Source organism: Reyranella sp., from assembly GCF_965229815.1.
In the GTDB taxonomy this organism is placed as follows: domain Bacteria; phylum Pseudomonadota; class Alphaproteobacteria; order Reyranellales; family Reyranellaceae; genus Reyranella.
In genome coordinates, this window is sequence record NZ_CBDDJN010000006.1 from 442,146 (window position 1) to 467,745 (window position 25,600).

26 protein-coding genes are annotated in these 25,600 nt (G+C 68.8%); 10 read left to right on the forward strand and 16 right to left on the reverse strand.

All coding sequences use genetic code 11. The features are described from left to right. Positions 1–5: 5 nt before the first annotated feature. Positions 6–464, reverse strand: a complete 459-nt coding sequence (locus ACO073_RS13440) for an SRPBCC family protein (protein ID WP_421997957.1) — start codon at positions 462–464, stop codon at positions 6–8. A gap of 106 nt (positions 465–570) precedes the next feature. Between ACO073_RS13440 and ACO073_RS13445 the strand changes: the two genes are divergently transcribed. Beyond that, positions 571–918, forward strand: a complete 348-nt coding sequence (locus ACO073_RS13445) for an ArsC family reductase (RefSeq protein WP_421997958.1) — start codon at positions 571–573, stop codon at positions 916–918. A 17-nt stretch (positions 919–935) separates the two neighbouring features. Here the strand turns inward: ACO073_RS13445 and ACO073_RS13450 are convergent, their stop codons facing one another. Continuing rightward, positions 936–1,271 carry a DUF2794 domain-containing protein gene (locus ACO073_RS13450; RefSeq protein ID WP_421997960.1) on the reverse strand — a complete coding sequence of 112 codons (336 nt, stop codon included), beginning with the start codon at positions 1,269–1,271 and terminating at the stop codon, positions 936–938. A 165-nt stretch (positions 1,272–1,436) separates the two neighbouring features. Here ACO073_RS13450 and ACO073_RS13455 point away from each other — a divergent pair, with 165 nt between their 5' ends. The 4 genes from ACO073_RS13455 (at position 1,437) to ACO073_RS13470 (ending at position 6,746) form a co-directional block, all read left to right on the forward strand. Then, positions 1,437–2,084, forward strand: a complete 648-nt coding sequence (locus tag ACO073_RS13455; RefSeq protein WP_421997961.1) for a tetratricopeptide repeat protein — start codon at positions 1,437–1,439, stop codon at positions 2,082–2,084. A 2-nt stretch (positions 2,085–2,086) separates the two neighbouring features. Continuing rightward, entirely contained in the window at positions 2,087–3,433 is a 1,347-nt protein-coding gene (locus ACO073_RS13460) for a PQQ-binding-like beta-propeller repeat protein (RefSeq protein ID WP_421997962.1), read from the forward strand. Beyond that, entirely contained in the window at positions 3,420–4,853 is a 1,434-nt protein-coding gene (gene der / locus ACO073_RS13465) for a ribosome biogenesis GTPase Der (RefSeq protein WP_421997964.1), read from the forward strand. Before ACO073_RS13460 ends, der begins: the two co-directional genes overlap by 14 nt. 75 nt (positions 4,854–4,928) lie before the next feature. Continuing rightward, complete coding sequence (locus ACO073_RS13470) at positions 4,929–6,746, forward strand: hypothetical protein (RefSeq protein ID WP_421997965.1); 1,818 nt, start codon at positions 4,929–4,931, stop codon at positions 6,744–6,746. A gap of 45 nt (positions 6,747–6,791) precedes the next feature. Here the strand turns inward: ACO073_RS13470 and ACO073_RS13475 are convergent, their stop codons facing one another. The 10 genes from ACO073_RS13475 to ACO073_RS13520 all read right to left on the reverse strand — a co-directional run bounded on the left by ACO073_RS13475 (position 6,792) and on the right by ACO073_RS13520 (position 17,742). After that, the gene (locus ACO073_RS13475; protein ID WP_421997966.1) at positions 6,792–7,535 is read right to left on the reverse strand and encodes an SDR family NAD(P)-dependent oxidoreductase; all 744 of its coding nucleotides are present in this window, start codon (positions 7,533–7,535) and stop codon (positions 6,792–6,794) included. 10 nt (positions 7,536–7,545) lie between these two features. Continuing rightward, entirely contained in the window at positions 7,546–9,006 is a 1,461-nt protein-coding gene (gene purF / locus ACO073_RS13480; protein WP_421997967.1) for an amidophosphoribosyltransferase, read from the reverse strand. Between the two features lie 46 nt (positions 9,007–9,052). After that, positions 9,053–9,754 (reverse strand): CvpA family protein, encoded by a 702-nt coding sequence (locus tag ACO073_RS13485; protein ID WP_421997968.1) that lies wholly within the window; start codon positions 9,752–9,754, stop codon positions 9,053–9,055. A gap of 17 nt (positions 9,755–9,771) precedes the next feature. Further along, entirely contained in the window at positions 9,772–11,238 is a 1,467-nt protein-coding gene (radA, locus tag ACO073_RS13490; protein ID WP_421997969.1) for a DNA repair protein RadA, read from the reverse strand. Position 11,239: 1 nt separating this feature from the next. Next, a complete protein-coding gene (locus ACO073_RS13495; protein WP_421997970.1) occupies positions 11,240–12,097 on the reverse strand; it encodes a protein-L-isoaspartate O-methyltransferase family protein in 858 nt (285 codons plus the stop codon). A 2-nt stretch (positions 12,098–12,099) separates the two neighbouring features. After that, complete coding sequence (locus ACO073_RS13500; RefSeq protein WP_421997971.1) at positions 12,100–12,873, reverse strand: ABC transporter ATP-binding protein; 774 nt, start codon at positions 12,871–12,873, stop codon at positions 12,100–12,102. Next, positions 12,873–13,652: an MlaE family ABC transporter permease gene (locus ACO073_RS13505; RefSeq protein WP_421997972.1), complete on the reverse strand. Its 780-nt coding sequence runs from the start codon at positions 13,650–13,652 to the stop codon at positions 12,873–12,875. Before ACO073_RS13505 ends, ACO073_RS13500 begins: the two co-directional genes overlap by 1 nt. Further along, positions 13,649–14,788, reverse strand: a complete 1,140-nt coding sequence (gene alr / locus ACO073_RS13510) for an alanine racemase (protein ID WP_421997973.1) — start codon at positions 14,786–14,788, stop codon at positions 13,649–13,651. The genes ACO073_RS13505 and alr overlap by 4 nt, the downstream gene beginning before the upstream one ends. Positions 14,789–14,865: 77 nt before the next feature. Further along, positions 14,866–16,398, reverse strand: a complete 1,533-nt coding sequence (locus ACO073_RS13515; protein WP_421997974.1) for a replicative DNA helicase — start codon at positions 16,396–16,398, stop codon at positions 14,866–14,868. 102 nt (positions 16,399–16,500) lie between these two features. Next, complete coding sequence (locus tag ACO073_RS13520) at positions 16,501–17,742, reverse strand: class I SAM-dependent methyltransferase (RefSeq protein WP_421997975.1); 1,242 nt, start codon at positions 17,740–17,742, stop codon at positions 16,501–16,503. 178 nt (positions 17,743–17,920) lie between these two features. Between ACO073_RS13520 and ACO073_RS13525 the strand changes: the two genes are divergently transcribed. Next, positions 17,921–18,955 (forward strand): Fe(3+) ABC transporter substrate-binding protein, encoded by a 1,035-nt coding sequence (locus ACO073_RS13525; protein ID WP_421997976.1) that lies wholly within the window; start codon positions 17,921–17,923, stop codon positions 18,953–18,955. Here ACO073_RS13525 and ACO073_RS13530 read toward each other — a convergent pair. From ACO073_RS13530 to rpsF, 4 genes are all read right to left on the reverse strand, one after another. Continuing rightward, positions 18,930–20,570: an ABC transporter permease gene (locus ACO073_RS13530; RefSeq protein WP_421997978.1), complete on the reverse strand. Its 1,641-nt coding sequence runs from the start codon at positions 20,568–20,570 to the stop codon at positions 18,930–18,932. The genes ACO073_RS13525 and ACO073_RS13530 overlap by 26 nt on opposite strands. A gap of 84 nt (positions 20,571–20,654) precedes the next feature. Then, a complete protein-coding gene (gene rplI, locus ACO073_RS13535) occupies positions 20,655–21,290 on the reverse strand; it encodes a 50S ribosomal protein L9 (RefSeq protein ID WP_421997979.1) in 636 nt (211 codons plus the stop codon). A 15-nt stretch (positions 21,291–21,305) separates the two neighbouring features. Beyond that, positions 21,306–21,539, reverse strand: a complete 234-nt coding sequence (rpsR, locus tag ACO073_RS13540) for a 30S ribosomal protein S18 (protein ID WP_085933286.1) — start codon at positions 21,537–21,539, stop codon at positions 21,306–21,308. Then, positions 21,536–21,988 carry a 30S ribosomal protein S6 gene (rpsF, locus tag ACO073_RS13545; RefSeq protein WP_421997980.1) on the reverse strand — a complete coding sequence of 151 codons (453 nt, stop codon included), beginning with the start codon at positions 21,986–21,988 and terminating at the stop codon, positions 21,536–21,538. The genes rpsR and rpsF overlap by 4 nt, the downstream gene beginning before the upstream one ends. A 255-nt stretch (positions 21,989–22,243) precedes the next feature. On the opposite strand from rpsF, the gene fabD reads away from it, so the two are divergent. The 4 genes from fabD to fabF all read left to right on the forward strand — a co-directional run bounded on the left by fabD (position 22,244) and on the right by fabF (position 25,590). After that, positions 22,244–23,185, forward strand: coding sequence for an ACP S-malonyltransferase (gene fabD, locus ACO073_RS13550; protein WP_421997981.1), 942 nt, complete (start codon positions 22,244–22,246; stop codon positions 23,183–23,185). Positions 23,186–23,196: 11 nt separating this feature from the next. After that, positions 23,197–23,934 (forward strand): 3-oxoacyl-[acyl-carrier-protein] reductase, encoded by a 738-nt coding sequence (gene fabG, locus ACO073_RS13555; RefSeq protein WP_421997982.1) that lies wholly within the window; start codon positions 23,197–23,199, stop codon positions 23,932–23,934. Positions 23,935–24,066: 132 nt separating this feature from the next. After that, the gene (locus ACO073_RS13560; RefSeq protein ID WP_092820995.1) at positions 24,067–24,306 is read left to right on the forward strand and encodes an acyl carrier protein; all 240 of its coding nucleotides are present in this window, start codon (positions 24,067–24,069) and stop codon (positions 24,304–24,306) included. A gap of 27 nt (positions 24,307–24,333) precedes the next feature. Continuing rightward, positions 24,334–25,590: a beta-ketoacyl-ACP synthase II gene (gene fabF, locus ACO073_RS13565; RefSeq protein WP_421997983.1), complete on the forward strand. Its 1,257-nt coding sequence runs from the start codon at positions 24,334–24,336 to the stop codon at positions 25,588–25,590. Positions 25,591–25,600: the final 10 nt, after the last annotated feature.

Genomic DNA, 25,600 nt, shown 5'->3' on the forward strand with positions numbered 1-25,600 from the left:
CTCCTTCAGATCTTGGTAGTGAGGGCTTCGAGCTGATCGGTGCAAAGGCCCCATCCCTGGTGGAAGCCCATCTTCTCGTGCGCTTCGCGGTCGGCCACCGACCAGTGACGGACGCACGCCGTATAGCGCGTCTTTCCGGCCTCGTCGTCGAGAGTGATGATCAGGGTCATGAACGGCTTGTCCGACGGCTCCCATGCGCTGCCATAGGCATCGGTGGAGACCAGACGCCGCTCCGGCACGACCTCGAGATAGACGCCGCGGTTGGGCATGTCGTTGCCGTCGGGCCCGCGCATCACGATCAGCGCCGAACCGCCCGGGCGCACGTCGAGCTCCGCCACCGGCGTGGTCCAGGGCCTGGGGGCGAACCACTGTTTCAGCAGGGTGGGCTCGGTCCAGGCGCGCCACAGCTTGTGCCGCGGACAGTCGATCAGGCGGGTGAGGACAAGGTCGCGGTCGGCCGGCATCGGACATCTCCAGGTGGGGTTTGCTATCCCGAGGACGAACGGGATATCCAGGTCCCGACATCGGCCGTCCGGCGAATTCCGGCGGCCCCCGGACGGAGCTGATCACGTGACGGTGACGATTTATGGCATCAGGAACTGCGACACGATGAAGAAGGCGCGCGCCTGGCTGGATGCCAGGGGCGTCCCGTATGTCTTTCACGACTACAAGACGGCAGGCGTCGAGCGCGCCCAACTCGAAGCCTGGTCGTCGGCCGTCGGCTGGGAGAAGCTGCTCAATCGGGCCGGAACGACGTTTCGAAAGCTGCCCGACGGCGACAAGCAGGAACTCGACCGCGACCGGGCGATCGCGCTCATGGCGGCCCAGCCGTCGATGATCAAGCGACCGGTGCTCGAGACCGGGGGCCGGCTGCTGGTCGGCTTCAAGCCGGAAGAGTACACGGCGGCCTTCGCCTGAGCCGGCGGCCGGGCCGGTCAGCTCCGTAGAAGCTGCAGCCGGCGCTCGAAGATGGCCAGGACGTCCTCCAGGGAATCGCCGTGCGCCAGCCGGCGCGGACCGTTGTAGACCATGTAGCGGCTCTGGCTGCCCCCGGGCGGCACCTTGGCGATGGCGAAAAGCGGCTGTTCGGCGGTGTGGCGGAAGATGGAGAAGATCGCGATGCCCGGCCGGAAGTCGATGGCATAGTCCCGCCACTCGCCGGTCGCGACCCGCATGCTGTACAGGTTCAGGAGCCGAGACAGTTCCCGGCGGTCGAATGCGACGATGCGGCGTCGGGCCCGTTGATCGGCCAAACGGTAGAGGTTGCTCATGCCGCCGCGACTTGCATCATGACGTTGGCGCGAATTGTTGCAGAACCGCGAGGAGGGGTAAAGCGCCCCCAGAAAGCCTTGGTTCCGTGGTTTGCCAAAGGCCGGGCGGGGGTCTATGAACGCGCCTGAAGCCGTTGATATTTCGCGATAAATCCTGGAGCGAACGTGTCAGATTCCGCCGCCTTTCATGAGATCGACGACGCCGTCCGCAAGGACGAGCTCCGGGATTGGTGGAAACGCTGGGGCACCTGGGTCGTGGCCGCCGCCGTGCTCGTCGTCGTGGCCGCCGCCGCCACCGTCGGGTGGCGGCAGTACCGGACAAGCCAGCGGGCCGAGGCCAGCGCGGCCTATTCGGACGCGCTGCTGCAGGTCGCCAAGGATCCGGCGGCGGCGCGCACGGCTCTGGAAAGCCAGGCCGCCAGCGCGCCCGAACCCTACCGGTCGATGGCGGCCTTGCTCGCCGCCCAGCTGCGCGAACCTCCAGACGCCGAGATCGCCGCGCTGGTTGCGGTGGCTCCCACCCTTTCGGCGCCCGAACTCAGGGACCTCGCGCGCGTGATCGCCGCCTACAAGAGCGTGGATACGCCCAAGGCGCAGGAAATGGTGGCCCAACTCGAGCCCTTGGCGGGGCCCGACGGCGCGTTCCGGCTGAGCGTCCAGGAGTTGCAGGCGCTGGTGGCGGCGCGCAAAGGCGACGTCAAGCGCGCCCGCGAGCTGTGGAGCGAGATCGCCAAGGACCGGCAGGCCCCGCAGGGCGCCGCACAGCGTGCGGCTGCGATGCTCAATCTCTACGGGGCACCGGAGGCGAAGTAGGGATGTCCATGGTCCGTCCGGCGGGTATCTCCCGCTTCTGCCTCGCTCTCGTGCTCGCCACCGGGCTCTCGGGCTGCGATTCGATCGGCGACATCTTCGGCAAGAGCAAGACGCCACTGACCGGCGAGCGCATTCCGGTCTTCTCTGAGCGGGGCGACATCGAGCCCGATGCCGACATGGCGGGCGTCGAAGTGACCCTGCCGGCGCCCACCGTCAACGAGTCGTGGCCGCAGTCCGGCGGCTTCCCGAACTACGCGATGTACAACCTCGCGGTCAGCGATGCGCCGCAGGTGATCTGGCGGGCGGATGTCGGCGCGGGCTCGACCTCCTCGCGGATCCTCACCTCGCCGCCGATCGTGGCCGAGGGCAAGGTCTTCGCCAAGGACGCCGAGAGCACGATCTCGGCCTACAATGCCGATACGGGCCAGCTCCTGTGGCGCGTCACGCTGAAGCCCGAGAAGGCGCGCGACGGCGACGAATTCGGCGGCGGCCTCGCCTACCATGGCGGGCGGCTGTTCGCGACCACGGGCTACGCGGCGGTCTACTCGCTCAACCCGGCCGACGGATCGGAAATCTGGATGTCGACGGTGAGCGCGCCCGTGCGGGGAGCGCCGCTGGTGTTCGCCGACCGTGTCTACGTGATCGGCATCGACAACAAGCTGCAGGCCCTGGCCGCCGTCGATGGCGCCGAGCTCTGGCAGTACACCGCGCTGCAGGAGACGGCCGGCTATGTCGGCGGCAACAGTCCGGCAGGCGCGCGGGACTACATCGTGGCGCCGTTCACCTCTGGCGAGCTGGTCGGCCTGCGCGCCGACAACGGTCGTCCCGTCTGGAACGAGACGATGATCGGCACGCGCGGCGAGGTGCGAGCCTTCGGCAACCTGACCGACATTCGCGGCCGGCCGGTGATCGATCGCGGCGTCGTGCTGGCGATGGGCACCGCGGGACAGCTCTCGGCCGTCGACCTCAATTCCGGCCAGCGCATGTGGGAGCGCAATATCGGCGGCAACCAGACGCCGTGGGCGGCCGGGCGCTTCCTGTTCGCCACGACCGCGACGGCCGACATCGTCGCCGTGGCGCGCGACACCGGCAAGATCAAATGGGTGACGCCGCTCACGCAGTACCACGACGACAAGCGGCGCAAGCCGGTCCTGTGGTCGGGCCCCGTCCTCGCGGGCGATCGGCTGCTGGTGGGCGGCACTCTGGGCGAGCTGCTGGCGCTGTCTCCCTACACCGGCGCGGTGCTGGGCAAGATCGACTTGCGCGATCCGATGCGCCTCGGCCCGGTGATCGCCAACCGCACCATCTACGTGCTGACCGACACGGGCAGGCTCATTGCCCTCCGCTGACGACCGACGGCCTCCGCTTCCCACGGTCGCCATCGTCGGGCGGCCAAACGTCGGCAAATCCACCCTGTTCAACCGCCTGGTGGGCCGCCGCCGCGCCATCGTCGACGACACGCCCGGCGTGACGCGCGACATTCGCGAGGCGCCCGCGCAACTCGGCGACCTCGCCTTCACCCTGCTCGACACGGCGGGCTGGGAAACGGCGGGCGGCGAGGCGCTGGAGGCGCGCATGCGCCGCTTCACGGAGCGTGCCGTCGACAGCGCCGACGTGGTCCTGTTCCTGCTCGATGCGCGGGCGGGCGTGTTGCCGCTCGACGAGAGCTTCGCCGGCTGGCTGCGCAAGCGGGCGGACAAGGTCATCCTGGTGGCCAACAAGTGCGAGGGCCGCGCCGGCCGACAGGGGCTGGCTGAGGCGCACGGTCTCGGTCTCGGAGAGCCGATCCCGGTGTCGGCCGAGCATGGCGAGGGGCTGAGCGACCTGCACGAGGCGCTGGCGCGTCATATCCAGCCGATGGCCGAGGAGGAGGACGAGGCCGACGGCGAGCCCGGCGAGGGCGATGGAGCCGAGGAGGACGACGATCCCTCGCGGCCGCTGCTGCTGGCGATCGTCGGCCGTCCCAACGTCGGCAAGTCCACCCTGCTGAACCGGTTGGTCGGCGAGGAACGGGTGCTCACGGGTCCCGAGGCCGGCATCACGCGCGACGCGATCCGGGTCGAGTGGGAATGGAAGGGACGGCCGATCCGCCTGGTCGACACGGCCGGCATGCGCCGCCGCAGCCGCATCGAGGCCAAGCTCGAGGCGGCCTCGGTCGCCGACACGCTGGATACCATTCGCCTCGCCGACGTGGCCGTGGTGGTGCTCGACGCCGCCAACATGCTGGAGAAGCAGGACCTCGCCGTGGCCGGCTGGGTGATCGAGGAAGGCCGCGCGCTGGTGATCGCGGTCAACAAGACCGATCTGCTGGCCGACGACCAGGCGGCCGCAAGCCGGGCCTGGCGCAAGCTGTCGGACCGGCTCGAAGCGTCGTTCGCCCAGGTGAAGGACGTGCCCATCGTCGGCTTCTCGGCCCTGACCGGCCGCGGCCTCGACCGGCTGATGCCCAAGGTCTTCGAGACCTACGAAATCTGGAACCGGCGGGTGCCGACCCCGAAGCTCAATCGCTGGCTGCGCGAGATGGAAACGCTGCATCCGCCGCCGCTCGCCAGCAACGGGCGGCGCATCCGGCTGCGCTTCATCACCCAGATCAAGAAGCGGCCGCCGACCTTCGTGGTCTCGGTGAGCCAGCCCGAGGAGCTGGGAGGCGACTATCTTCGCTTCCTGATCAACCGCCTGCGCGACGATTTCGGGCTGCCGGGCGTTCCCATACGCCTCACCATGCGAAAGCCCAAGAACCCTTACGCCGGACGGGCGCGCAAGCGCTGAGGCGGTCGAGCCGTGTTGCGGGGACGCTTCCGGCAGCCATAGAATAGTCCCGTCTGGTCTCGCGCGGGGGGCACCGTGCCCATCGACCCTGCACCTTCTCCGGCCTCGGAGGCCAAGCCGGCATCGCCGGCATCCGGGGCAAAGCCGACGACCTCGGCCTATTCGCTGTTCGAGGATGTCGTCCGGTGGCTTGAGCTCGTCCGCAAGGTCGCCGTCTCGGTGGCAGTGACGGTCGGCGTGAGTCTCGTGGCGATCCTGATCTTCCGCGAGGGCTGGAAGGATGGGATCGTCATCGAGCCGGTGATCGTGCAGTTGCCCGACGTGAAGGGCGCGCCGACCTCCGACCTGGCGGCCCAGCAGATCGCCAAGCAGATCGACCTGATCCAGCGCGCCGGCGTCAGCGAATGGCGCAAGCTCTACGTCGACCAATCGTCCAACCCGATCGACCTGCAGCTGCCGGGAGCGCCGCTGTCGCTGCGCGCCAGCGTGCGCGAGATCGCCGGGATGTTCGGCGCCGCGCGGCCGACCATCCGCGCCTCGATCGTCGTCCGGGCCCAGCCGGCGGGCTACGTGGCGTCGATCAGCATGGCGGGGCAGCTCGGCGCCCGGGCCACCTGCGAGGCCGGCGACACGCCGACGGCGCTCGACGAGATCTTGGAATGCGTGGCGTTGAGCGCCATCGCCTTCATCGATCCCAAGGTGGCGGCGTCCTACGTGTTCGCCGCCGAAGCCCGGCGCTGCAGCAATCTCGATGCCGGGGTGCCGCCCGAGATACCCATCGTCGCCCGCGAGGAGTGGCGCATCCAGGGGCGCCGCGAGCGCTGCGCGTTCGCCCGGACCCAAGGCCTGATCGCCCGCATCCTGGAGCGCGGACGGGACGAGGACCTGCCCTGGGTTCCCTACGTGTACGGGCGCATCCATCTCGCCCGCGCGGCGGCCCTGTCGGGTCTCGACCGCCCCCAGCAGCTCAGCGAGCTCGACCAGGCGATCGGCCGCTTCGGGGAATCGCTGGGCCACATGCCGGATTCGCCGACCGCGCTGGCGATCCTCATCGACGCCTATGTACGCAAGGGCGTGTCGATCCACGAAGGGACGGCCGGCCTGCCCTGGTCGCAGGACCGCGCCTCGCAGGTCCAGTGGCAGCTCTATCTCGCCGAGTCGACGTTTGCGGATGCGGTCAAGAAGCTGAACGCCATCCCGCAACGGCGCAGCGACGTGCTGGATGCCCTGGTGCGCCGGCTCGAAGGCTACCTGATCTACCGGCAGTGGATGCTGATCGCCCATCGCCGCAGCCAGTCGGGGAACGTGTCGGTGGCGATCGGCCATCCCGAGGAGATGGCCATGCTCGCCGACGCCGCGCGGCGCTACGCGACGGCCGCGACGAAGAGTGCGGCGCCGGCGTCGCTGTTCGTGGAATGGGGCAACGTCCTGCGCGCCAGCGGCGATTTCGGCGGCGCGGCCGAGAAGTATCTGCGCGCCGCCGACCTCGATCCGACGGATTCGACGCCGCGCCTCAACACCGCCGTGGCCTTCCTCGACCGGGTCGAATACGGGCCGACGCCCAGCGATCGACTGGATCTGCTGATCGCGCTGGGGGCGGCGTCGGATTACCTGTCCTGGACGTCGGACGGCGGCCCCTATCCCAGCTTCAGCCGCAAGATCGAGAACGCGCTCGGCCGCTCGGGCCACGACGAGGATGCTCAGGGCTTCGCAAGCTGTCGTCGGGCGCCCCCGGCCCGGACCGTCACGCCCTCGCCGGACACGCCCGACGAGGTCGCGCGCTGGAAGGAAGCGGCGGAGCTGAAGTACTGCATCGATCGCGCCATCGAGCGCATCAACGGCCGCATCATCGCCGGCGACCGTGCGCCGGTCCGCCCCGCCAAGGTTCGATAGGCCAAGGTTCGATAGGCCCGCCCGGCGGGTGGGCGAGACGGACAGTCAGGCGGGCGGCGCCGGAAGGTCGCTGTCGCCCGCGATCCACTCTCCGGTGACGGTGCACGACGGCAGCGCCAGCCGGATCAGCCCCTCGGCGTGGGCATCGGGAGGCGGCAGCTGCTCGGGATTTTCGCCCGGGAAGGCCTGGGCGCGCATCGCCGTGCGCATCGGCCCCGGATTGTAGAGATTGGCCCGCACGGCCGTGTGCGCGACCTCGGCGGCGTAGGTGCGCACCAGCTCCTCGAGCGCCGCCTTGCTGGCGGCGTAGGCGCTCCAGTAGGGAACGGCGCGGCGCGCGATGCCGGAAGTGACGAAGATCGCGCGGCCGGCATCGGAGGCGCGCAGCAGTGGGTCGAGCGAGCGAATCAGTCGCCAGTTGGCGGTGACGTTCACCGACATCACCCGCTCGAAAACGTCGGGCTCGATATGGCCGACCGGCGACAGCATGCCGAGCACGCCGGCATTGCCCAGCAGGACGTCGAGGCGGCCGAAGCGTTCGTGGAGGGCGGCGCCCAGCCGGTCGATGCCCGGCCCGTCGGTGACGTCGAGCGGCACCAGCGTCGCCGTGCCGCCGACCGCGCGGATGCGGTCGTCGACTTCCTCGAGGCCGCCGACCGTGCGGGCGACCAGGATACAGTGGGCGCCCTCGCCGCCGAAGGCGACGGAAGCGGCGGCGCCGAGCCCGCGCGAGGCGCCGGTGACCAGCGCGACGCGACCGGCCAGCCGGCCGGGAGAGGCGGCCGTCATGGGCGGGCCCTCAGGCCGATTCGGCGAGCAGGGAAAGCTGGCGATCCTCGACGCCTTCGAGGTCATCCAGCGCGACCGGATAGTCGCCGGTGAAGCAGGCGTCGCAGAAGGTCGGATCGTCCGGGCTGCGGCCGGGCAGGCCCATGGCGCGATAGAGCCCGTCGATCGACAGGAAGGCGAGGGAATCGACGCCGATGAACTTGGCCATGCCGGCGACGTCGTAGCGCGAGGCCAGCAGCTTTTCGCGCTGCGGCGTGTCGATGCCGTAGAAGCAGGGGTTGGTGGTCGGCGGCGCGGCGATGCGCATGTGGACCTCGCGCGCCCCGGCGTTGCGGACCATCTCGACGATCTTCATCGAGGTGGTGCCGCGCACGATCGAATCGTCCACCAGGATCACCCGCTTGCCCTCGATATGGGCGCGGTTGGCGTTGTGCTTCAGGCGCACGCCAAGATGGCGGATGTGGTCGGCCGGCTCGATGAAGGTCCGGCCGACATAGTGGTTGCGGATGATGCCGAGCTCGAACGGCAGGCCCGACTTCGCCGCATAGCCGATCGCCGCCGGCACGCCCGAATCGGGCACCGGCACGACGACGTCGGCCGGAATCGGGCTTTCCTTGGCGAGCTCGATGCCGATGCGCTTGCGGGCGTCGTAGACGCCGATGCCCTCGACCCGCGAATCCGGACGGGCGAAGTAGATGTGCTCGAACACGCAGAAGCGGTGCTTCTGGCGGGTGAACGGCTTGATCGAGCGCAGGCCCGTCCCGTCGACGATCACGATCTCGCCGGGCTCGACGTCGCGCACGAAGCGGGCGCCGATGATGTCCAGCGCGCAGCTCTCCGAGGTCAGGATCCAGGCGTCCTCGAGGCGGCCGATGACGAGCGGCCGGATGCCCATCGGGTCGCGCACGCCCAGCAGCTCGTCGTTGGTCAGCAGCAGCAGGGAGTAGGCGCCCTTGACCCGCCCCAGCGCGTCGATCACGCGATCGACCACGGTCGAGTAGTCGGAGCGGGCGATCAGGTGGTTGATGACTTCGGTGTCGGTCGTCGACTGGAACAGGCAGCCGATCCGCACCAGCTCCTTTCGCAGCAGGTAGGCGTTGGTGAGGTTGCCGTTGTGGGCGAGGGCCAGGCCGCCGAAGTCGAAGTCGGCGAAGATCGGCTGGATATTGCGGTCGGACGAGCCGCCGGTCGTGGCGTAGCGGTTGTGGCCGATCGCCGAGTAGCCGGGCAGCTTGGCGATGACCGACTGCTCGCCGAAAATGTCGCCGACCAGGCCGGCGGCGCGGTGATTGTGGAATTTCTTGCCGTCGAAGGTGACGATGCCCGCGGCTTCCTGGCCGCGGTGCTGCAGGGCGTGCAGGCCCAGCGCCGTATGGGCGGCAGCATCTGACGTCCCGAAGATGCCGAACAACGCACATTCCTCGTGAAACTTGTCGAGGTCGTGGTCGAGGCGTTTGGGGGCACTGGACACGGCGGGGTTATAACTGGTGACTTCCCGCTGCGCCATCAAGGATAACTCACTGCGGCGGTTTGGTGCCCGGCGGCGTCCCGGAGGCCGGCGGAGCAGTCGTGGCCGGCGGCGTCGCGGAGGCAGGGGGCGTCGCGGAGGCAGGGGGGGGGCTGCTCTCGGTCTTTTCCGTGGTCGGCGGGGTCACCGTGTCGGTGGGAGCGGCGGGGGAAGTGCCGGGAATCGTCGCGGGTTCGGCCCCTCCCCGACCTTGAAGCCGCGTGCGGAAGCCGGGCGGCAGATACGGCTCCACAAAGTTCGCCATCTCCTTGATCATGGGGAACGTCGCGGCCCCCTCGACGACCGGCGGCAGCGTCCGCGGTCCGAGATAGCCCCAGAACAGGAAGGCCGTGCCGATGGCGACCCAGGCGCAGAGGACACCGAAGCCGGCCCCCAGGATGCGATCGGGCTTGCCGAGAGGGCTCGCCCGCACCGATCGTGACAGGGCGTTCGTCAGCATGACGAGCACGATCAGGGCGCCGACGAAAACCGCCAGCATCGACAGGAAATAAGCAAGGTCGGGGCTGCCCACGAGCTTCTCGATCTCGGGCTGCACGACCTTGCCGAAGCGCCAGGCTGCCCAGCCAGCTGCGATCCATGAGGCGATGAACAGGACGGCATGCGCGAAGCCTGTGGAAAGGCCGATCATGGCCCCAAAGAACGCGACCGCGATGACGGCCACGTCGAAGACGGTGATTCCCAGCTGCTCCATTGCCCCCGAACGCTCCGTTACCCGACGGTTCCCGCTTCGCCACGGCCCCCGCCGCGACCTCGATCCGATGCGCCTTCGCGGCGCGTCCGCCTGGGAGCCCTGTCCGCCGGCTGAAATCGCGCCACAAGGTCTGACAGATGCTCGATTTCGTCAATGGCGATGCCCTCGGCCGGCCGTGCCGGCGTCGATCCGGCGCGGCCGCGCGGCACGAGCGCGCTGCGGAACCCGAGCTTGGCGGCCTCGCGGAGGCGTGCCTCGCGCTGGCCGACCGGGCGGACCTCGCCGCCCAGGCCGATCTCGCCAAATACCACCATGTCCGCCGGGACGGGCTCGTCCGCCAGCGAGGAGACGACGGCGGCCGCGACGGCGAGGTCCGCCGCCGGCTCGCCGATGCGCAGGCCGCCGGCGACGTTCAGGTAGACGTCGTTGGCGCCGACCGCGAAGCCGCAGCGCGCCTCCAGCACCGCCAGCACCATGGCCAGGCGGTTGCTGTCCCAGCCGACCACCGCATGGCGCGGGGTCGCGAAGGAGGTCGGGGCGACGAGGGCCTGGATCTCGACCAGCAGCGGACGAGTGCCCTCGATGCCGGCGAAGACGCAGGCACCGGAGACATGGCCGCGCCGCTCTCCGAGGAACAGCGCCGAGGGGTTGGCGACGTCGGCGAGGCCCCGGTCCGACATCTCGAACACGCCGATCTCGTCGGTCGGGCCGAAGCGGTTCTTCACCGTGCGCAGGATGCGGAACTGATGCCCGCGCTCGCCCTCGAAATAGAGCACCGTGTCGACCATGTGCTCGAGCACGCGCGGGCCGGCGATGGCGCCGTCCTTGGTCACATGCCCGACCAGCAGGACGGCGATGCCGCGGCGCTTGGCGAGCTCGACGAGGGCCTGGGCCGAGGCGCGCACCTGGCTCACCGTGCCCGGCGTGCTGTCGATCGTGTCCAGCCACATGGTCTGGATGGAATCGATCACCGCCACCTTCGGTGCGTCCGGCCGCTCCAGCGTCGCTACGATGTCGCGCACCGACGTGGCGGCGGTGAGCTGCACCGGCGCGTCGCCCAGCCCCAGCCGCTCGCCGCGCAGGCGCACCTGGTCGAGCGCTTCCTCGCCGGAGATGTAGGCGCAGGACGTGTTCTGGCGGGCCAGCGCCGCCGCGACCTGCAGCAGCAGCGTCGACTTGCCGATGCCCGGATCGCCGCCGATCAGCAGCGCCGAGCCCACGACCAGGCCGCCGCCGCAGACCCGGTCGAACTCGGCGATGCCGCTGCGGTAGCGTTCCGGTTGCGGCGTGCTGCCGCGCAGGCCGGCGAACTCGAGCAGCCGGCCCTTGCCGGCCCGCGCCAGCCCGCCGCCGGCCGGTCCCGGCGCGGGGGCCGCCTCCTCGACGATCGTGTTCCATTCGCCGCAGGATTCGCAGCGGCCGTTCCACTTGCTCGTGACGGAGCCGCACGACTGGCAGACGAAGCGCTTGAGCGGGCGCGCCATGTCAATGGAGGTCGCGCTTGGACAGGCACCAGCCCACCCGGTGCAGCCAGCACGACTCGTCCGCCTCGTGGGCATCGCGGCGCAGGCTGCGCACGGCAGCCTGTCCGGCAGGGTCCTCGAGGGCCGCGTCCAGCGCCGCCTCGTCCTGGAGGTTGCGGGCGCCGGCGCAAGGATAGAATCCCACCCAGCCGGCCGACTGCGCGTGCAGAAGGTCGCCCTGCCGTTCGACCCGCAGCATGAAGCCGCCGCCCCGTCCCAGGTTTCCGGCTGTCAGCGGCAGCAGCAGGTGGCCGCCGTCGGCCAGGGCATCGAGCCACCAGGCATGCGGCGCGGTCGCTCCGGCGAAAGCCACGACGAGGTCCCATCGGCCCGAAAGGGGGGTGGCGGCGTCGCCCAGGGCAACCTTCGCCGCCGGCCATCCCTCCAGGTTACGGGTCGCGGCCGAGGCGAGTGGCGCATCGATCTCGATCGCGTCGACGCGTCCCGTCGATCCGACCAGCTCGCTCAGGATCGCCGTGTAGTAGCCCGAACCGGTGCCGATCTGCAGGACCCGATCGCCCTCCTCGAGGCCGGTCCGGTCGAAGTGGGTCGCCCACAGCAGCGGCTCGCCGATGTTCAGGCCGCGCGTCTCGTCGAGGGCCACCAGCACGTTGTGGTAGAGCTGGCGTGGATCGTCGTCGGGTGTCGTCCAGTAGCCGTCGACCGAATGCCGGATGCGCCACGGACCGGGGCCGGCGAAAAGCTCGCGCGGCACCGCGGCGAAGGCGTCGATCACGCGTTCATCGGAGAGATGGCCGAGCATGCGCAGATCCTCGGCGAACCAGCGACGGGCCTGCTCGAGGCTGAGCGGGCTCGCCATCGTCAGAGGCTCCGGACCTGCATCTTGATCGGGCCTTCGGCGCGGCCGTGGATGAACTGGTCGACATGGGCGTTGCCCGACCGGTCGATCTCCGCCGTCGATCCCTGCCAGATCAGCCGACCTTCGTAGAGCATGCCGATACGGTGCCCGATCTTGCGCGCCGACGCCATGTCGTGGGTGATCGAGATGGCGGTGGCGCCGAGGTCGCTGACGCACTTCACGATGAGGTCGTTGATGACGTCGGCCATGATCGGGTCGAGGCCGGTCGTGGGCTCGTCGAAGAAGATGATCTCCGGCTCGCGGGCGATGGCCCGGGCCAGCGCCACGCGCTTCTGCATGCCGCCACTCAGCTCCGCCGGATGGAGGTCGCCGATCTCCGGAGTCAGCCCGACCGCACCCAGCTTGGCGATCGCCACCTTGTGGGCCTCCGCGGCCGGCATACCGTCGCTCTGGATGGGGCCGAAGGCCACGTTCTCCCAGACGCGCAACGAATCGAACAGGGCGCCGCCCTGGAACAGCATGCCGAACTTGTGCATGACGCGGGCGCGCTCGCGGTCGCTCAGGCCGACCGTCTCCTCGCCGTCGATCTTGATCGAGCCCGAGTCGGGGCGGATCAGGCCGAGGATGCACTTGAGGAGGACGGACTTGCCGCTGCCCGAGCCGCCGATCACCACCATCGACTGGCCGGTCTCGACGTCGAGGTCGATGCCGCGCAGCACCTGCTTGGCGCCGAAGGCCTTGGTGACGCCGCGGACGGAGATCTTCGGGAGGGCCATCAGATCGAGAAGAAGGCTTCGGTGATGAAGTAGTTGAAGGTCAGGATGAGGATCGATGCCGAGACGACGGCGTTGGTGGTCGCCAGGCCGACGCCCTGCGCGCCGCCGCGCGAATTGTAGCCGTGGTAGCAGCCCATCAGGGTGATCAGGAAGCCGAACACCGCGGCCTTGACCAGGCCGGAGAACACGTCCTGGAACTCGAGGAAGTCCAGCGTGTTGCGCAGATAGGCGACGTCGTTGAAGTCGAGCTTGTAGACGCCGACCAGGAAGCCGCCCAGCACGCCGATGATGTCGGCGATCAGCACCAGGATCGGCAGCGTCACGATGCCGGCGATCAGGCGCGGCACGACGAGGTACTTGAAGGGGTTCGTCGACAGCGTCTTCAGCGCGTCGATCTGCTCGGTCACCCGCATGGTGCCGATCTCGGCCGCCATGGCGGCGCCGACCCGGCCGGCCACCATCAGGCCGGCGAGGACAGGACCCAGCTCCCGGGTCAGCGACACCACCACCACGTTCGGGATGGCGCTTTCGGCCGAGAAACGGGCGAAGCCGGTATAGCTCTGCAGCGCCAGGACCATGCCGGTGAAGATGGCGGTCAGGCCGACGACGGGCAGGGAGTAATAGCCGATCTCCATCATCTGGCGGAGAATCTGGCGGTGGTACCAGGGCGGCTGCAGCACGCAGCGGACAGCCTCGAAGGCGAAGGCACTGACCGAGCCGATGGCCTCGAGGAAGGCCAGCGTCATGCGTCCCAGCAGGGTCACGAGCGGAACGTTCACGCGTCGGGCTCCGCGCGGTCGACATAGACGCGGGCGTAGCGCCGGCCGAGCGACGTCATGACCTCGTAGGCATTGGTGCGTCCGTGGTCGGCGAGGTCGTCGGGCGTGAGATGCGGACCCAGCACCTCGACCAGGCTGCCGACGTCGCAGACCTGCTCCGGCACTTCGGTCACGTCGAGGGTCACGAGATCCATCGAGATGCGGCCGATCACGGGAACCCGGTGTCCCGCGACGTGCACGTGCGTGCGGTTGATGAGGATCCGGAAGTAGCCGTCGGCATATCCAAGAGCGATCGTTGCCACGCGACTCGGCCGCGCCGAACGCCAGGCGCCACCGTAGCCAACGGTCTGGAAAGCGTCAATTTGGCGGGTCTGCAGGACCCGCGCATGCAGGGTGACCACCGGCAGCATCGGGTTGTCGCGCCCGGGCAGCGGGTTGATGCCGTAGAGCGCGGCGCCCGGCCGCAGCAGGTCGAAGTGGAAGTCGGGGCCGAGGAAGATGCCGGACGAATTGGCGAGCGAGGCCGGCGCGCCCGGCATCGCCCGCACGAAGTTGCGGAAGCGCGACAGCTGCTCGACGTTGATGGCGTTGTTGGGCTCCTCGGAGGCCACGAGGTGGCTCATGATCAGCGCCAGCCGCAGCCCGCGCAGCCGGCCGCGCTCGTTGATCAGCGCCTGCGCGTCCTCCGCGTCGAATCCGAGCCGGTGCATGCCTGTATCGATGTGGATCACGGCGTCGAGCGGCCGGTTGAAGCGCTGGGCCGTGGCGCGCCAGGCGTTGAGCTGGCCCAGGTGGTTGAGGACGGGCGTCAGCCCGTGTTCGACCAGATCGCCCTCGGTGCCGGGCAGGAGGCCATTCAGGACGTAGATCGGATGCTCGGGCAGCACCGCGCGCAGCGCGATGCCCTCGTCGATATGGGCGACGAAGAACTGTCGGCAGCCCTCGGCCGCCAGCCGCGGACCCACCATCGCCGCGCCGGTCCCGTAGGCGTCGGCCTTGAGCACGGCGGCGCAGTCGATCGGCCGGCCGGCGGCGCGGCCGGCATCGCGCAGCCCGCGCCAGTTGGCGGCGATGGCTCCGACATTGACCGTGAGGATGGCGCCGGCCCGGCGCGTGGAGTCGTCCGACGCAGACATGTCCTATCGTATCTCACGCCGGCGTTTCGCGAAGCCCGTGATGGAGGGGGGGCCGCGGTCGTGCGGGGAGGGGGCGCTCATTCGAAGATCGGGCTCGGCCCGTCGCCGTCGGCCGGCAGGTTGCCGAACTTCGTGAACTGGCCCTCGAAGGCCAGGCGCACGATCCCGGTGGGGCCGTGGCGCTGCTTGGCCACGATCACCTCGGCCTTGCCGTAGGTCTGCTCGCAGCGCTGCTTCCACGCGTCGTGGCGCTCGTTGAAGCGCTGGTCGTTCTCCTCGGCGCGCCGCGCCGGCTCGGAACGGGTGAGATAGTATTCCTCGCGGTAGACGAACATGACGACGTCGGCATCCTGCTCGATCGACCCGGATTCGCGCAGGTCGGCGAGCTGCGGCCGCTTGTCCTCGCGCTGCTCGACGGCGCGGCTGAGCTGCGACAGCGCCAGCACCGGCACGTCTAGCTCCTTGGCCAGCGTCTTCAGGCCGCGCGTGATCTCCGAGACTTCCTGGACGCGGTTGTCCTGGCGGTTCTTGCCCGACGGGGCGAGGAGCTGCAGATAGTCGACGACCAGCAGGCCGAGCCCGTGGGTCCGCTTCAGGCGGCGGGCGCGGGTGCGCAGGGCGGCGATCGACAGGGCCGGCGTGTCGTCGATGAAGAAGTTCAGGTGCTCGAGTTCCTGGCTGACCGAGAGCACGCGGTCGAAGTCGGCGCTGATCAGCTCGCCCTTGCGGATCTTCTCCGAAGGCACCTCGGCCTGCTCGGCGAGCATGCGCGTGGCGAGCTGCTCGGACGACATTTCCAGGGAGAAGAAGCCGACCACGGCGCCGTCGACCGCCTTCGGCCGGCCGTCGACGATCTCCTCGCGATAGGCGCGGGCGGCGTTGAAGGCGATGTTGGTGGCGAGCGCCGTCTTTCCCATCGAGGGACGGCCGGCCAGGATGATGAGATCCGAGCGGTGCAGGCCGCCCAGGAGCTGGTCGAGCTGGAACAGGCCGGACGCCACGCCGGTCAGCTGGCCGACGCGGTGGTAGGCCGCCTCGGCGGCCACCGTGGCTTCGGTGAGGGCCACCCGGAAGGCCTTGAAGCCGCCCTCGGTCTGGCCGGTGCTCGCGAGGTCGTAGAGCTTCTTCTCGGCCACCTCGATCTGCAACAGGGCCGTCTCGTCGACGTCGCCGCTGCCGAAGGCGCCGTTGACCACGCCTTCGCCGATGTCGATGAGCTGGCGGCGCAGGTAGAGGTCGTGCACCGACTGTCCGAAGGCCGCGGCGTCGATCACGTGCACGGACGCGGCGGCGAGACGCGCCAGGTAGGTCGCGCCGCCGGCGGCCTTCATGTCCTCGTCCTGCTCGACATAGGTCTTGAGGGTGACGGCGCTCACGATCTGGCCGCGCTCGATCAGGCGCGACAGGGAATCGTAGAGCTTGCCGTGCAGCGGATCGGCGAAATGCTCGGGCCGCAGGAACTCGGCCACGCGCTGGTAGGCGGCGTTGTTGACGAGGATCGCGCCCAGCAGCGCCTGCTCCGCCTCGAAATTGTGCGGCGGCTCGCGCAGGCGCATGTCTTCGGCGCCGGGCAGGCGCGTGACGTTCGACGAGTCTTTCAATGGCTCCATGGCAGAGCCTTCTTAGGAACCTGAGGGGAGGGCCACCATCCCAAAAGGGGCGGCGTTGATCAACACCGCCGCCAATCGAAGGATTGCGGGGAAAACCCGGTTCTACTCGGCCGCCATGGATCGGGCGGTCGCGATGCCCTTTTCTGCGTCCAGCATGTAGTCGCGCGTGAACGGCACGGCATCCTGCCGGCGGGCCAGCTGGATCTGGAAGACCATCTGGTTCATGTACCGGAACGAGATCTCGCAGCCAGCGAGGTAGAACTCCCACATGCGGCAGAACCGGTCGTCGTAGCCGGCCATCTGCTTGATGCGGTCGCGATTGGCCAGGAAGCGCTCGCGCCAATGGCGCAGCGTCTCTGCATAGTGCAGGCGCAGGACCTCGATGTCGGTGACCCACAGGCCGACCTTCTCGATGGCGGCCAGCACTTCGGACAGGGCAGGCGTATAGCCGCCCGGGAAGATGTACTTGCGCAGCCAGGTGTTGGTGCCACCAGGAGGCTCCATGCGCCCGATCGAGTGCAGAAGCATCACGCCGTCATCGGCCAGCAGTTCCTTGGCCTTGCTGAAGAACTCGAGGTAGTGGGCGGCGCCGACATGCTCGAACATCCCCACCGACACGATGCGGTCGAACCGGTCCGGCTCCTGGCGGTAGTCCAGGAGCTTGAAGCGGACGCGGTCGGCGACGCCGCCTTCGAGCGCGCGGCGGCTGGAGACGGCATGCTGCTCGCGGGACAGGGTGACGCCGGTTACGTCGACCCCGAACTCCTGCGCAAGGAACAGCGCCAGGCCGCCCCATCCCGAGCCGATGTCGAGGACCTTCTGGCCCGGCTTCAATAGCATCTTGGCCGCGATGTGCCGCTTCTTGTCGAGCTGGGCCTCTTCCAGGGGCTCGTCGCCGTTGCGGAAGTAGGCACAGGAGTACTGGCGGTCGCGGTCGAGGAAGAAGTCGTAGAGCTGGTCCTTCAGGTCGTAGTGATGGGCGACGTTGCGCTGGGCGGTGCCGATCGGATTGTACTGCTCGATCGCCCGCAGCCAGCGCTGGATGGTGTAGGACCAGCGCAGGACGGGCGTGCTCTCGAGCGCCGCCATGTTGCGCCCCAGCAGGTCGAGCAGGTCGTAGATGTCGCCGCCGTCCTCGATGGTGAGCGTGCCGTCCATGTAGGCCTCCCCCAGGGCCAGGCGCGGACGAAGGGCGAGGCGCATGCCCGTCCATCGGTCGTGGAGGCGTATCGTCACCGCGGGACCGGCCCGGTGCGCCTGCACGCGGTGGGTCACGCCGGCGTGATCGATGATCGTAAGCTGGCCTTCGCCCATAACGCGGGCAAGTACCTGGGCTAGCAGCATTGCCGTTCCTTTGCGGCGGGGTCGGTTGGCCAAATGTTAGTCCAGATGGCAATTTCAAGGCAAAGGCCTGCGCACCCCCAGTTCGGAATGCCTGTGAAAATCACTCTCGCTTGAATTGCGAGGCTGCACTTCGAGTGATAAACGCGGGAATGCGATGCAATCGCAAGGGAGGGTGATCGTGAACAGACGCGGCTTGATGAAGACCGGCGTGGCCTTCGGCGCCGGGATCATGATATTTCGACGTGCGGAAGCTCAGGCGGGGACGCTCAATCTCTACTCGGCCCGGCACTACAACACCGACGAAGCCCTCTACGGCAATTTCTCCGACCTGACCGGCGTCAAGATCAACCGCGTCGATGCCGAGCCTGATCCGCTGGTCCAGCGCCTCAAGACCGAAGGCGACAAGAGTCCGTGCGACGTGCTGATCACGACCGATGCGGGCCGCATCGAGCGCGCCCGCCAGATGGACCTTCTCCAACCCGTGACGTCCGAGGTCCTGCTCAAGGCCGTGCCGGCTCATCTTCGCGACCCGGACAACAGCTGGTTCGGCTTCTCGAAGCGCGCCCGCGTGATCTTCTACAACAAGGAGATGGTGACCGCGGCGGATGCGCCCAAGAACTACGAGGATCTCGCCGATCCCAAGTGGAAGGGCAAGCTGCTGATCCGTCCCTCCGGTCACATCTACAACCAGTCGCTGGTGGGTTCCCTGCTGGCGGCCGACGGGGCGGACAAGACGGAGGCCTGGTGCCGGGGCGTGGCGGCGAACCTCGCGCGTCCGCCGCGCGGCGGCGACACCGATCAGATCAAGGCAGCCGCCGCGGGCGAGGGCGTGATCGCCATCGCCAACACGTACTACTACGTCAATCTGCTGCGCTCGAAGAAGCCCGCAGACAATGAAGTCGCGTCGAAGGTGGGCGTGGTGTTCCCGAACCAGTCCAACCGGGGCGCGCACGTCAACATCAGTGCGGGCGCCGTGGCGCGGCACGCTCCGAACAAGGCCGCGGCCGTGAAGTTCCTGGAGTATCTCGTGTCGCCGCAGGCGCAGAAGTACTTCGCCGAGGGCAACTCCGAGTATCCGGTCGTGGCCGGCGTCGAACTGTCCCCCCAGCTGAAGTCGCTGGGCAGCTTCAAGGAGGATCAGCTCAACGCGCGCGTGTTCGCGCAGAACAACGCCGAGGCCCTGAAGCTCATGGATAAGGCTGGCTGGAAGTAGTCCTTCCGGCCGCGCCGGTGATCGCGCGGCTGAGCATGATCACCGGCGCCAGGGAGACGAGCACGATCAGCAGGGAGCCGACGGCGGCCTGCGCCAGCCGTTCGTCGGAGGCGAAGCGGTAGACGCCGATCGCGAGCGTGTCGAGGTTGAAGGGCCGGATGATCAGGGTCGCCGGCAGCTCCTTCATCACTTCCACGAAGGCCACGATGGCTGCGGTCAGGAGAGGCACCCGCAGCATCGGCAGGTGAATCCGGCGCAGCACCTGGCGCGGCGCCGCCCCCAGCACGCGCGCGCTCGCATCCATCGACGGATCGATCGCGGCGAGACCGGGGCCGATATTGGCGAGGCCGACCGCGAGAAAGCGCACGGTGTAGGCCAGCAGGAGCGCGAAGGCCGAGCCGCTGAGCATCAGCCCGGTCGGAGCGTCGAACAGGATGCGGCTCAGCAGGTCGATGCCGCGGTCGGCGAGGGCGAGCGGCAGGAGCACGCCGACGGCGATGACCGAGCCGGGGATCGCGTAGCCCAGCGCGGAGAACTGGATCAGGCGGTTGAGATTGCGCCGCCGAATCAGCCTGCCGGCATAGCTCAGGAACAGCGCGAGGCCGACGATGATGGCGGCGGCGACGGCCGCCAGGGTCAGGCTGTTCAGCGTGTCGTGGAGGAAACGCGGGTCGAGCAGGGTCGCGCCGGAGTTCCAGGCGAGCTGGGCCAGGTGCACCGTCGGCACCACGAAGCCGAGGAGCAGCGGCAGGGCGCAGGCGGTGGTCGCCCCGACGGCCCTCCAGCCCGACAGGACCGGGGCTTCGTGGCGCGCCCGCAGGTTGGCGGGGGCATGGAAGCGCGCCCGCCCGCGGGACCGGCGCTCCGCCAGGACGAGGAGGATGGCGATGGCGATCAGGACGAGGGAGATCTGCGCCGCGCCCTCGCGGTTTCCGAGCCCGTACCACGTCCGGTAGATCGCCGTCGTGAAGGTCTGGACGCCGTAGTACTGGACCGTGCCGAAATCGGCGAGCGCCTCCAGCAGGGCAAGCACGGCGCCGGCGGCGATGGCGGGACGCGCCAGCGGCAGGCCGATGACCGCGAAAGCGCGCCATGGACCGCTTCCCAGGATGCGGGCCGCCTCGATGAAGGCCTGCGACTGGGTCAGGAAGGCCGCGCGCGCCGCGAGGTAGACGTAGGCGTAGAGGACGAGGGTGAAGAGCAGGCCGACGCCCGCGGCCGAACCCAGGTCGGGAAACCAGTAGTCGCCGTGCCTCCAGCCGGTGGCGCTGCGCAGCGCCGACTGGACCGGGCCGGCGAAAGCGAGCAGGTCCGCGTATGCGTAGCCGATGATGTAGGTCGGCAGGACGAGCGGCAGCAGCAGCGCCCACTGGAGCAGGCGCGCGCCGGGAAACCGGCACATCGTGACGAGCCAGGCTGTCCCCGTGCCGATGGCGACGGTGCCGCAACCGACCACGACGAGCAGGACCAGCGTGTTGGCGGTGATGGCGGCGAGCTGGGTATCGGCGAGGTGCCGCCAGAGCTCACCCTGCGCCGTGAACAGGCCCGATGCGACACCGAGCAGGGGCAGGGCCATGACGCACGCGACCGCCACGGTTCCGAGACGCCAGATCATCGACCGGCCGGCGGTCCGGACAAGAAAAAGCGCATGCCACCCGCCGGGGGTGGCATGCGCTGCGTGTCGTGCACGAGGTCCGGGCTACTGCTTCTCGGCAGGAGCTTCCTCGGCGGCGGGCTCGCCGGCCGTTTCCTCGGCAGCGGGCTTGTCCTCGAAAAGAGCCGCCGCCTGCTCCGCGGCGCGCTGGGCGGCTTCCGCGGCTTCCATCGCGGCGCGCTCGGTCTCGGCGATCAGGGTGCCGCCGCCGGCGAGGAATTCGGCCTCGTCCTGCGAGCGGGCGATGAGTGCCGTGATCTCGATCGTGACCTCGGGGTGGAGGTGGACCTTGATCTTGTGGGCGCCCAGCATCTTGATCGGCTTGTCGAGCTCGACCTGGCTGCGGGCGATCGAGACGCCGGCCTGGGCTGCCGCCTCGGCGATGTCGCGCGACGTGACCGAGCCGTAGAGCTGCAGCGACTCCGAGGCCTGGCGGATGAGCGTGACCTTGAGGTCGGCCATCTTGGTGCCCGCCGCCTCGGCGTCCTTGCGGCGCTCGAGGTTCTGGGCCTCCAGCGTCTTCCGCTGCGATTCGAAGTAGGTGATGTTGTCCTTGGTCGCGCGCAGCGCCTTCTTCTGCGGCAGCAGGTAGTTGCGGGCGAAGCCGGGCTTCACCTTCACAACATCGCCCATCTGGCCGAGCTTGGGCACGCGCTCAAGCAGGATGACGTTCATCGGCATGATCGTGTCCTCTCGTCAGGAGATGACGTAGGGCAGCAACGCCAGGAAGCGGGCGCGCTTGATCGCCTGGGCGAGCTCGCGCTGCTTCTTGGACGAGACCGCGGAGATACGGCTGGGCACGATCTTGCCGCGCTCCGAGATGAAGCGCTGCAGGAGACGCACGTCCTTGTAGTCGATCTTCGGCGCGTTGGCGCCGGAGAAGGGGCAGCTCTTGCGGCGGCGGGTAAAGGGACGACGCTGGGCGCTCATTCTTCTTCTCCCGTCGTGGGCGCGGGGGCGGGTTCATCGCCGAAGCGCGGACGCTCGCGGCGGGGGCGATCGCCCCAGCGGTCGCCGCGGTCACCCCGGTCGCCGCCCGGGCGGTCGGCCTTCTCGGCGCTGCGCAGCATCACGGCCGACGGCGATTCGTCGAGCGCGTCGACGCGGACCGTCAGGTAGCGAATGATGTCCTCGTTGATGGACATCGTGCGCTCGAGCTCCTTGAGGGCGGCCGGCGGCGCGTCGATGTTCAGGAGCGTGTAGTGCCCCTTGCGGTTCTTCTTGATGCGGTAGGTGAGGGAGCGAAGCCCCCAGTATTCCTTCTTGGAGACGGTGCCACCCAGCCCGGCGACGAGCTCGGAGAATTGGGTGGTCAGCGCCTCCACCTGCGTCGTCGGGACGTCCTGACGCGCAATGAAGACGTTTTCGTAGAGTGCCATGAAACGAACGGCTCCTTATGGCTGTTAGCGACCCGGCGTTCGTCGCGTCCCCCGCTGGAGGCCGACCGGCAACCGCCCGGGCCTAGCCGGCGCTTCGCGTGATTGCTTGCGCCGGCAAGGAGATCGGGGCCGACTCAGGTCCCGAAGAGCGGCGGTTATACAGGCAAATCCCCCCAAATCAAGGCGTTCCGGCTGCGACCCGACTGCTGTATGGAGGAGGCCGCTTCAGGCCAAGAACCAAGGGGGAACCGGCCCATGAGTCGCGCTTTCGTGTTTCCGGGGCAGGGATCCCAGGCTGTCGGCATGGGGACGGACCTGTCCCAGGCCTTTGCGGCGGCCCGCGAGGTCTTCCAGGAGGTCGACGAGTCGCTGAAGCAGAACCTCTCCAAGCTGATGCGGGAAGGGCCGGAATCCGACCTCGTGCTGACCGAGAATGCCCAGCCGGCGCTGATGGCCGTCAGCATGGCGGTGGTGGCGGTCCTCGAGAAGGAAGGCGGCCGGCCGCTGGCCAGCCTGGCGAGCCACGTCGCCGGACACTCCCTGGGCGAGTATTCCGCCCTGGCCGCTGCCGGCGCCTTGAAAATTGCAGATGCCGCGCGACTTCTCAAGTTGCGCGGGCAGTCGATGCAGAAGGCCGTGCCGGTCGGCGAGGGGGCGATGGCCGCCCTGCTGGGGATCGAGCTGGAGCCGGCTCAGGAGGCCTGCAAGGAGGCCGCCCAGGGCGAAGTCGTGGCGGTGGCCAACGACAATGGCGGCGGCCAGGTCGTGGTGAGCGGCCACAAGGCGGCCGTCGAAAGGGCGATCGAGGCGGCCAAGGCGCGGGGCTGCAAGCGCGGCATGCTGCTGCCGGTCAGTGCCCCCTTCCATTGCCGGCTGATGCAGCCGGCGGCCGACGCCATGGCCAGGGCGCTCGAGACCGTGCCGCTCGCGACCCCGCGCGTGCCGCTGATCGCCAACGTACTCGCGGCCGAGATCACCGAGCCGGGCGCCATCAAGCAGCGCCTGGTGGAACAGGTCACCGGCCTGGTGCGTTGGCGCGAAAGCGTGCAGTACATGAAGTCCCAGGGCGTCGAGACGCTGGCGGAGTGCGGGGCCGGCAAGGTCCTGTCCGGGCTGGTCCGCCGCATCGACAAGGACATGAACGGCCTCGCGCTCAACACGCCGGCCGACATCGAAGCCTTCCTCAAGACTGCCTAGGGAATTCCGCCATGTTCGATCTGACCGGCAAAGCCGCCCTGGTCACCGGAGCGTCCGGCGGCATCGGTGGTGCGATCGCCCGGGCGCTCCATGGCCAAGGCGCCACGGTCACCCTGTCCGGCACCCGCGCCGAGGCGCTGGAGGCGCTGAAGGCCGAGCTCGGGGAGCGCACGCACGTCGTCGCCGCCCGCATGGACGATGCCGCCGACATCGAGCGCCTGGCCAAGGAGGCCGAGGCGGCGATGGGCAAGATCGACATCCTGGTCAACAATGCCGGCATCACGCGCGACAACATCTCGATGCGCATGAAGGACGAGGAGTGGGAGAAGGTGCTGCAGGTGAACCTCACCGGCACCTTCCGGCTCACGCGCGCCGCGATGCGCGGCATGATGCGGCGGCGCTTCGGCCGCGTGATCAACATCACCTCGATCGTCGGCGTGACCGGCAACCCCGGCCAGGCCAACTATGCGGCTGCGAAGGCCGGCCTGATCGGCATGTCGAAGTCGCTGGCCCAGGAGCTGGCATCGCGCGCCATCACCGTGAACTGCATCGCCCCGGGTTTCATCGCCACGCCGATGACCGACGTCCTGACGGACGACCAGAAGAAGTCGATCCTGGGCCGCGTCCCCGCCGACCGGCTCGGGACGGCCGAGGAAATCGCGGCCGGCGCGGTCTACCTGGCCAGCGACGAAGCCGCCTATGTCACCGGACAGACTCTTCACATCAACGGCGGGATGGCGATGATCTGAGATCGGCGGCCCCCAAGTGCCTGATTCTGTGGGCTTTCTGCCGCTAGCCAATGCAGGGGCAGCTATGTATAAGAGCCGGAAATCGTGACCCCTCGGGCGCCCTAGGGAACTGGATCACTGGAAGGACAAGACATGAGCGACATTGCCGAGCGCGTTAAGAAGATCGTGGTGGAGCATCTGGGCGTCGAAGCGGCGCAGGTTAAGGAAGATGCCAAGTTCATCGACGATCTGGGCGCCGACAGCCTCGATACCGTCGAACTGGTGATGGCGTTCGAGGAAGAGTTCGGCATCGAGATCCCCGACGACGCGGCGGAGAAGATCCAGACGGTCGGCGACGCGATCGGCTTCATCAAGAGCAACGCCAAGTCCTGATCGTCTCCGCGGCGAGGAAAGCGGCAGATGAGGCGTGTTGTCGTAACCGGCATGGGGATGGTGACGCCGCTGGGTGACGGTGTCGACACCAACTGGCGCCGCCTGATGGCGTCCGAGTCCGGCATTCGGTCGATCCAGGCGTTCGACACGACGGACCTCGCGACCAAGATCGCGGGCGAAGTGCCGCTCGGCGACAAGGCCAACGGCCACTTCAACGTCGACGCCTACATGCCGCCGAAGGATCAGCGGAAGCTCGACCGGTTCCTGGTCTTCGCCCTCGCGGCGGCGGAGCAGGCGGTCGAGGATTCCGGCTGGAAGCCGCAGGACGACGAGGGCCGCAACGCCACCGGCGTCATGATCGGCGCCGGCATCGGCGGCTTGCAGACGATCTACGAGACCTCGCTGGTCCTGAAGGAGCGCGGCCCGCGGCGCGTCAGCCCGTTCTTCATCCCGTCGGCGCTGATCAACCTCGCCTCGGGGCAGGTCTCGATCAAGTACGGCTTCAAGGGCCCCAACCATTCCGTCGTGACGGCCTGCGCCACCGGCGCCCATGCAATGGGCGACGCGGCGCGCCTCATCCAGCTCGAGGATGCCGACGTCATGGTGGCGGGCGGTGCCGAAGCCGCGATCTGCCGCATCGGCATCGCCGGCTTCAACGCCTGCAAGGCGCTGTCGACGGACTTCAACGACACGCCCACCCAGGCGTCGCGGCCGTGGGACAAGCGGCGCGACGGCTTCGTGATGGGCGAGGGCGCCGGCGTCGTCGTGCTCGAGGAGTACGAGCACGCGAAGAAGCGCGGCGCCAAGATCTACGGCGAGATCCTGGGCTACGGCCTGTCGGGCGACGCCTACCACATCACTGCCCCTGCCGAGGACGGCGACGGCGCCATGCGCGCCATGAGGGCGGCACTGAAGCGGGCGAAGCTCAACGTCGACGAGATCGACTACGTCAACGCGCACGGCACGTCGACCATGGCCGACACGATCGAGCTCGGTGCGGTCAAGAAGACGTTCGGCGATGCGGCCTACAAGCTGTCCATGTCGTCGACCAAGTCGGCCACCGGCCATCTGCTGGGCGCGGCGGGTGCGATCGAGGCGATCTACTCTATCAAGTCGATTCAGGACCAGGCTGTGCCGCCGACGCTCAATCTCGACGAACCCGACGAGGGCTGCGACATCGACCTGGTGCCCAAGCAGGCAAAGCAGCGCAAGGTCCGGCATGCGCTCAGCAACTCGTTCGGCTTCGGGGGCACCAACGCCTCGCTGATCTTCGGCCCCGTCTGAGCGTGAGCTG

What these genes read in the sequence shown, in the direction of transcription:
- ACO073_RS13495 (WP_421997970.1), bottom strand. Translation starts at nt 12,097, where the DNA reads ATGGCGAGCCCGCTCAGCCTCGAGCAGGCCCGTCGCTGGTTCGCCGAG.
- ACO073_RS13520 (WP_421997975.1), bottom strand. Translation starts at nt 17,742, where the DNA reads ATGCTGCTAGCCCAGGTACTTGCCCGCGTTATGGGCGAAGGCCAGCTT.
- ACO073_RS13440 (WP_421997957.1), bottom strand. Translation starts at nt 464, where the DNA reads ATGCCGGCCGACCGCGACCTTGTCCTCACCCGCCTGATCGACTGTCCG.
- fabG (WP_421997982.1), top strand. Translation starts at nt 23,197, where the DNA reads ATGTTCGATCTGACCGGCAAAGCCGCCCTGGTCACCGGAGCGTCCGGC.
- ACO073_RS13530 (WP_421997978.1), bottom strand. Translation starts at nt 20,570, where the DNA reads ATGATCTGGCGTCTCGGAACCGTGGCGGTCGCGTGCGTCATGGCCCTG.
- alr (WP_421997973.1), bottom strand. Translation starts at nt 14,788, where the DNA reads ATGTCTGCGTCGGACGACTCCACGCGCCGGGCCGGCGCCATCCTCACG.
- rplI (WP_421997979.1), bottom strand. Translation starts at nt 21,290, where the DNA reads ATGCCGATGAACGTCATCCTGCTTGAGCGCGTGCCCAAGCTCGGCCAG.
- rpsF (WP_421997980.1), bottom strand. Translation starts at nt 21,988, where the DNA reads ATGGCACTCTACGAAAACGTCTTCATTGCGCGTCAGGACGTCCCGACG.
- ACO073_RS13485 (WP_421997968.1), bottom strand. Translation starts at nt 9,754, where the DNA reads ATGGAGCAGCTGGGAATCACCGTCTTCGACGTGGCCGTCATCGCGGTC.
- ACO073_RS13500 (WP_421997971.1), bottom strand. Translation starts at nt 12,873, where the DNA reads ATGGCCCTCCCGAAGATCTCCGTCCGCGGCGTCACCAAGGCCTTCGGC.
- ACO073_RS13460 (WP_421997962.1), top strand. Translation starts at nt 2,087, where the DNA reads ATGTCCATGGTCCGTCCGGCGGGTATCTCCCGCTTCTGCCTCGCTCTC.
- fabF (WP_421997983.1), top strand. Translation starts at nt 24,334, where the DNA reads ATGAGGCGTGTTGTCGTAACCGGCATGGGGATGGTGACGCCGCTGGGT.
- ACO073_RS13560 (WP_092820995.1), top strand. Translation starts at nt 24,067, where the DNA reads ATGAGCGACATTGCCGAGCGCGTTAAGAAGATCGTGGTGGAGCATCTG.
- ACO073_RS13450 (WP_421997960.1), bottom strand. Translation starts at nt 1,271, where the DNA reads ATGAGCAACCTCTACCGTTTGGCCGATCAACGGGCCCGACGCCGCATC.
- rpsR (WP_085933286.1), bottom strand. Translation starts at nt 21,539, where the DNA reads ATGAGCGCCCAGCGTCGTCCCTTTACCCGCCGCCGCAAGAGCTGCCCC.
- ACO073_RS13515 (WP_421997974.1), bottom strand. Translation starts at nt 16,398, where the DNA reads ATGGAGCCATTGAAAGACTCGTCGAACGTCACGCGCCTGCCCGGCGCC.
- ACO073_RS13475 (WP_421997966.1), bottom strand. Translation starts at nt 7,535, where the DNA reads ATGACGGCCGCCTCTCCCGGCCGGCTGGCCGGTCGCGTCGCGCTGGTC.
- radA (WP_421997969.1), bottom strand. Translation starts at nt 11,238, where the DNA reads ATGGCGCGCCCGCTCAAGCGCTTCGTCTGCCAGTCGTGCGGCTCCGTC.
- fabD (WP_421997981.1), top strand. Translation starts at nt 22,244, where the DNA reads ATGAGTCGCGCTTTCGTGTTTCCGGGGCAGGGATCCCAGGCTGTCGGC.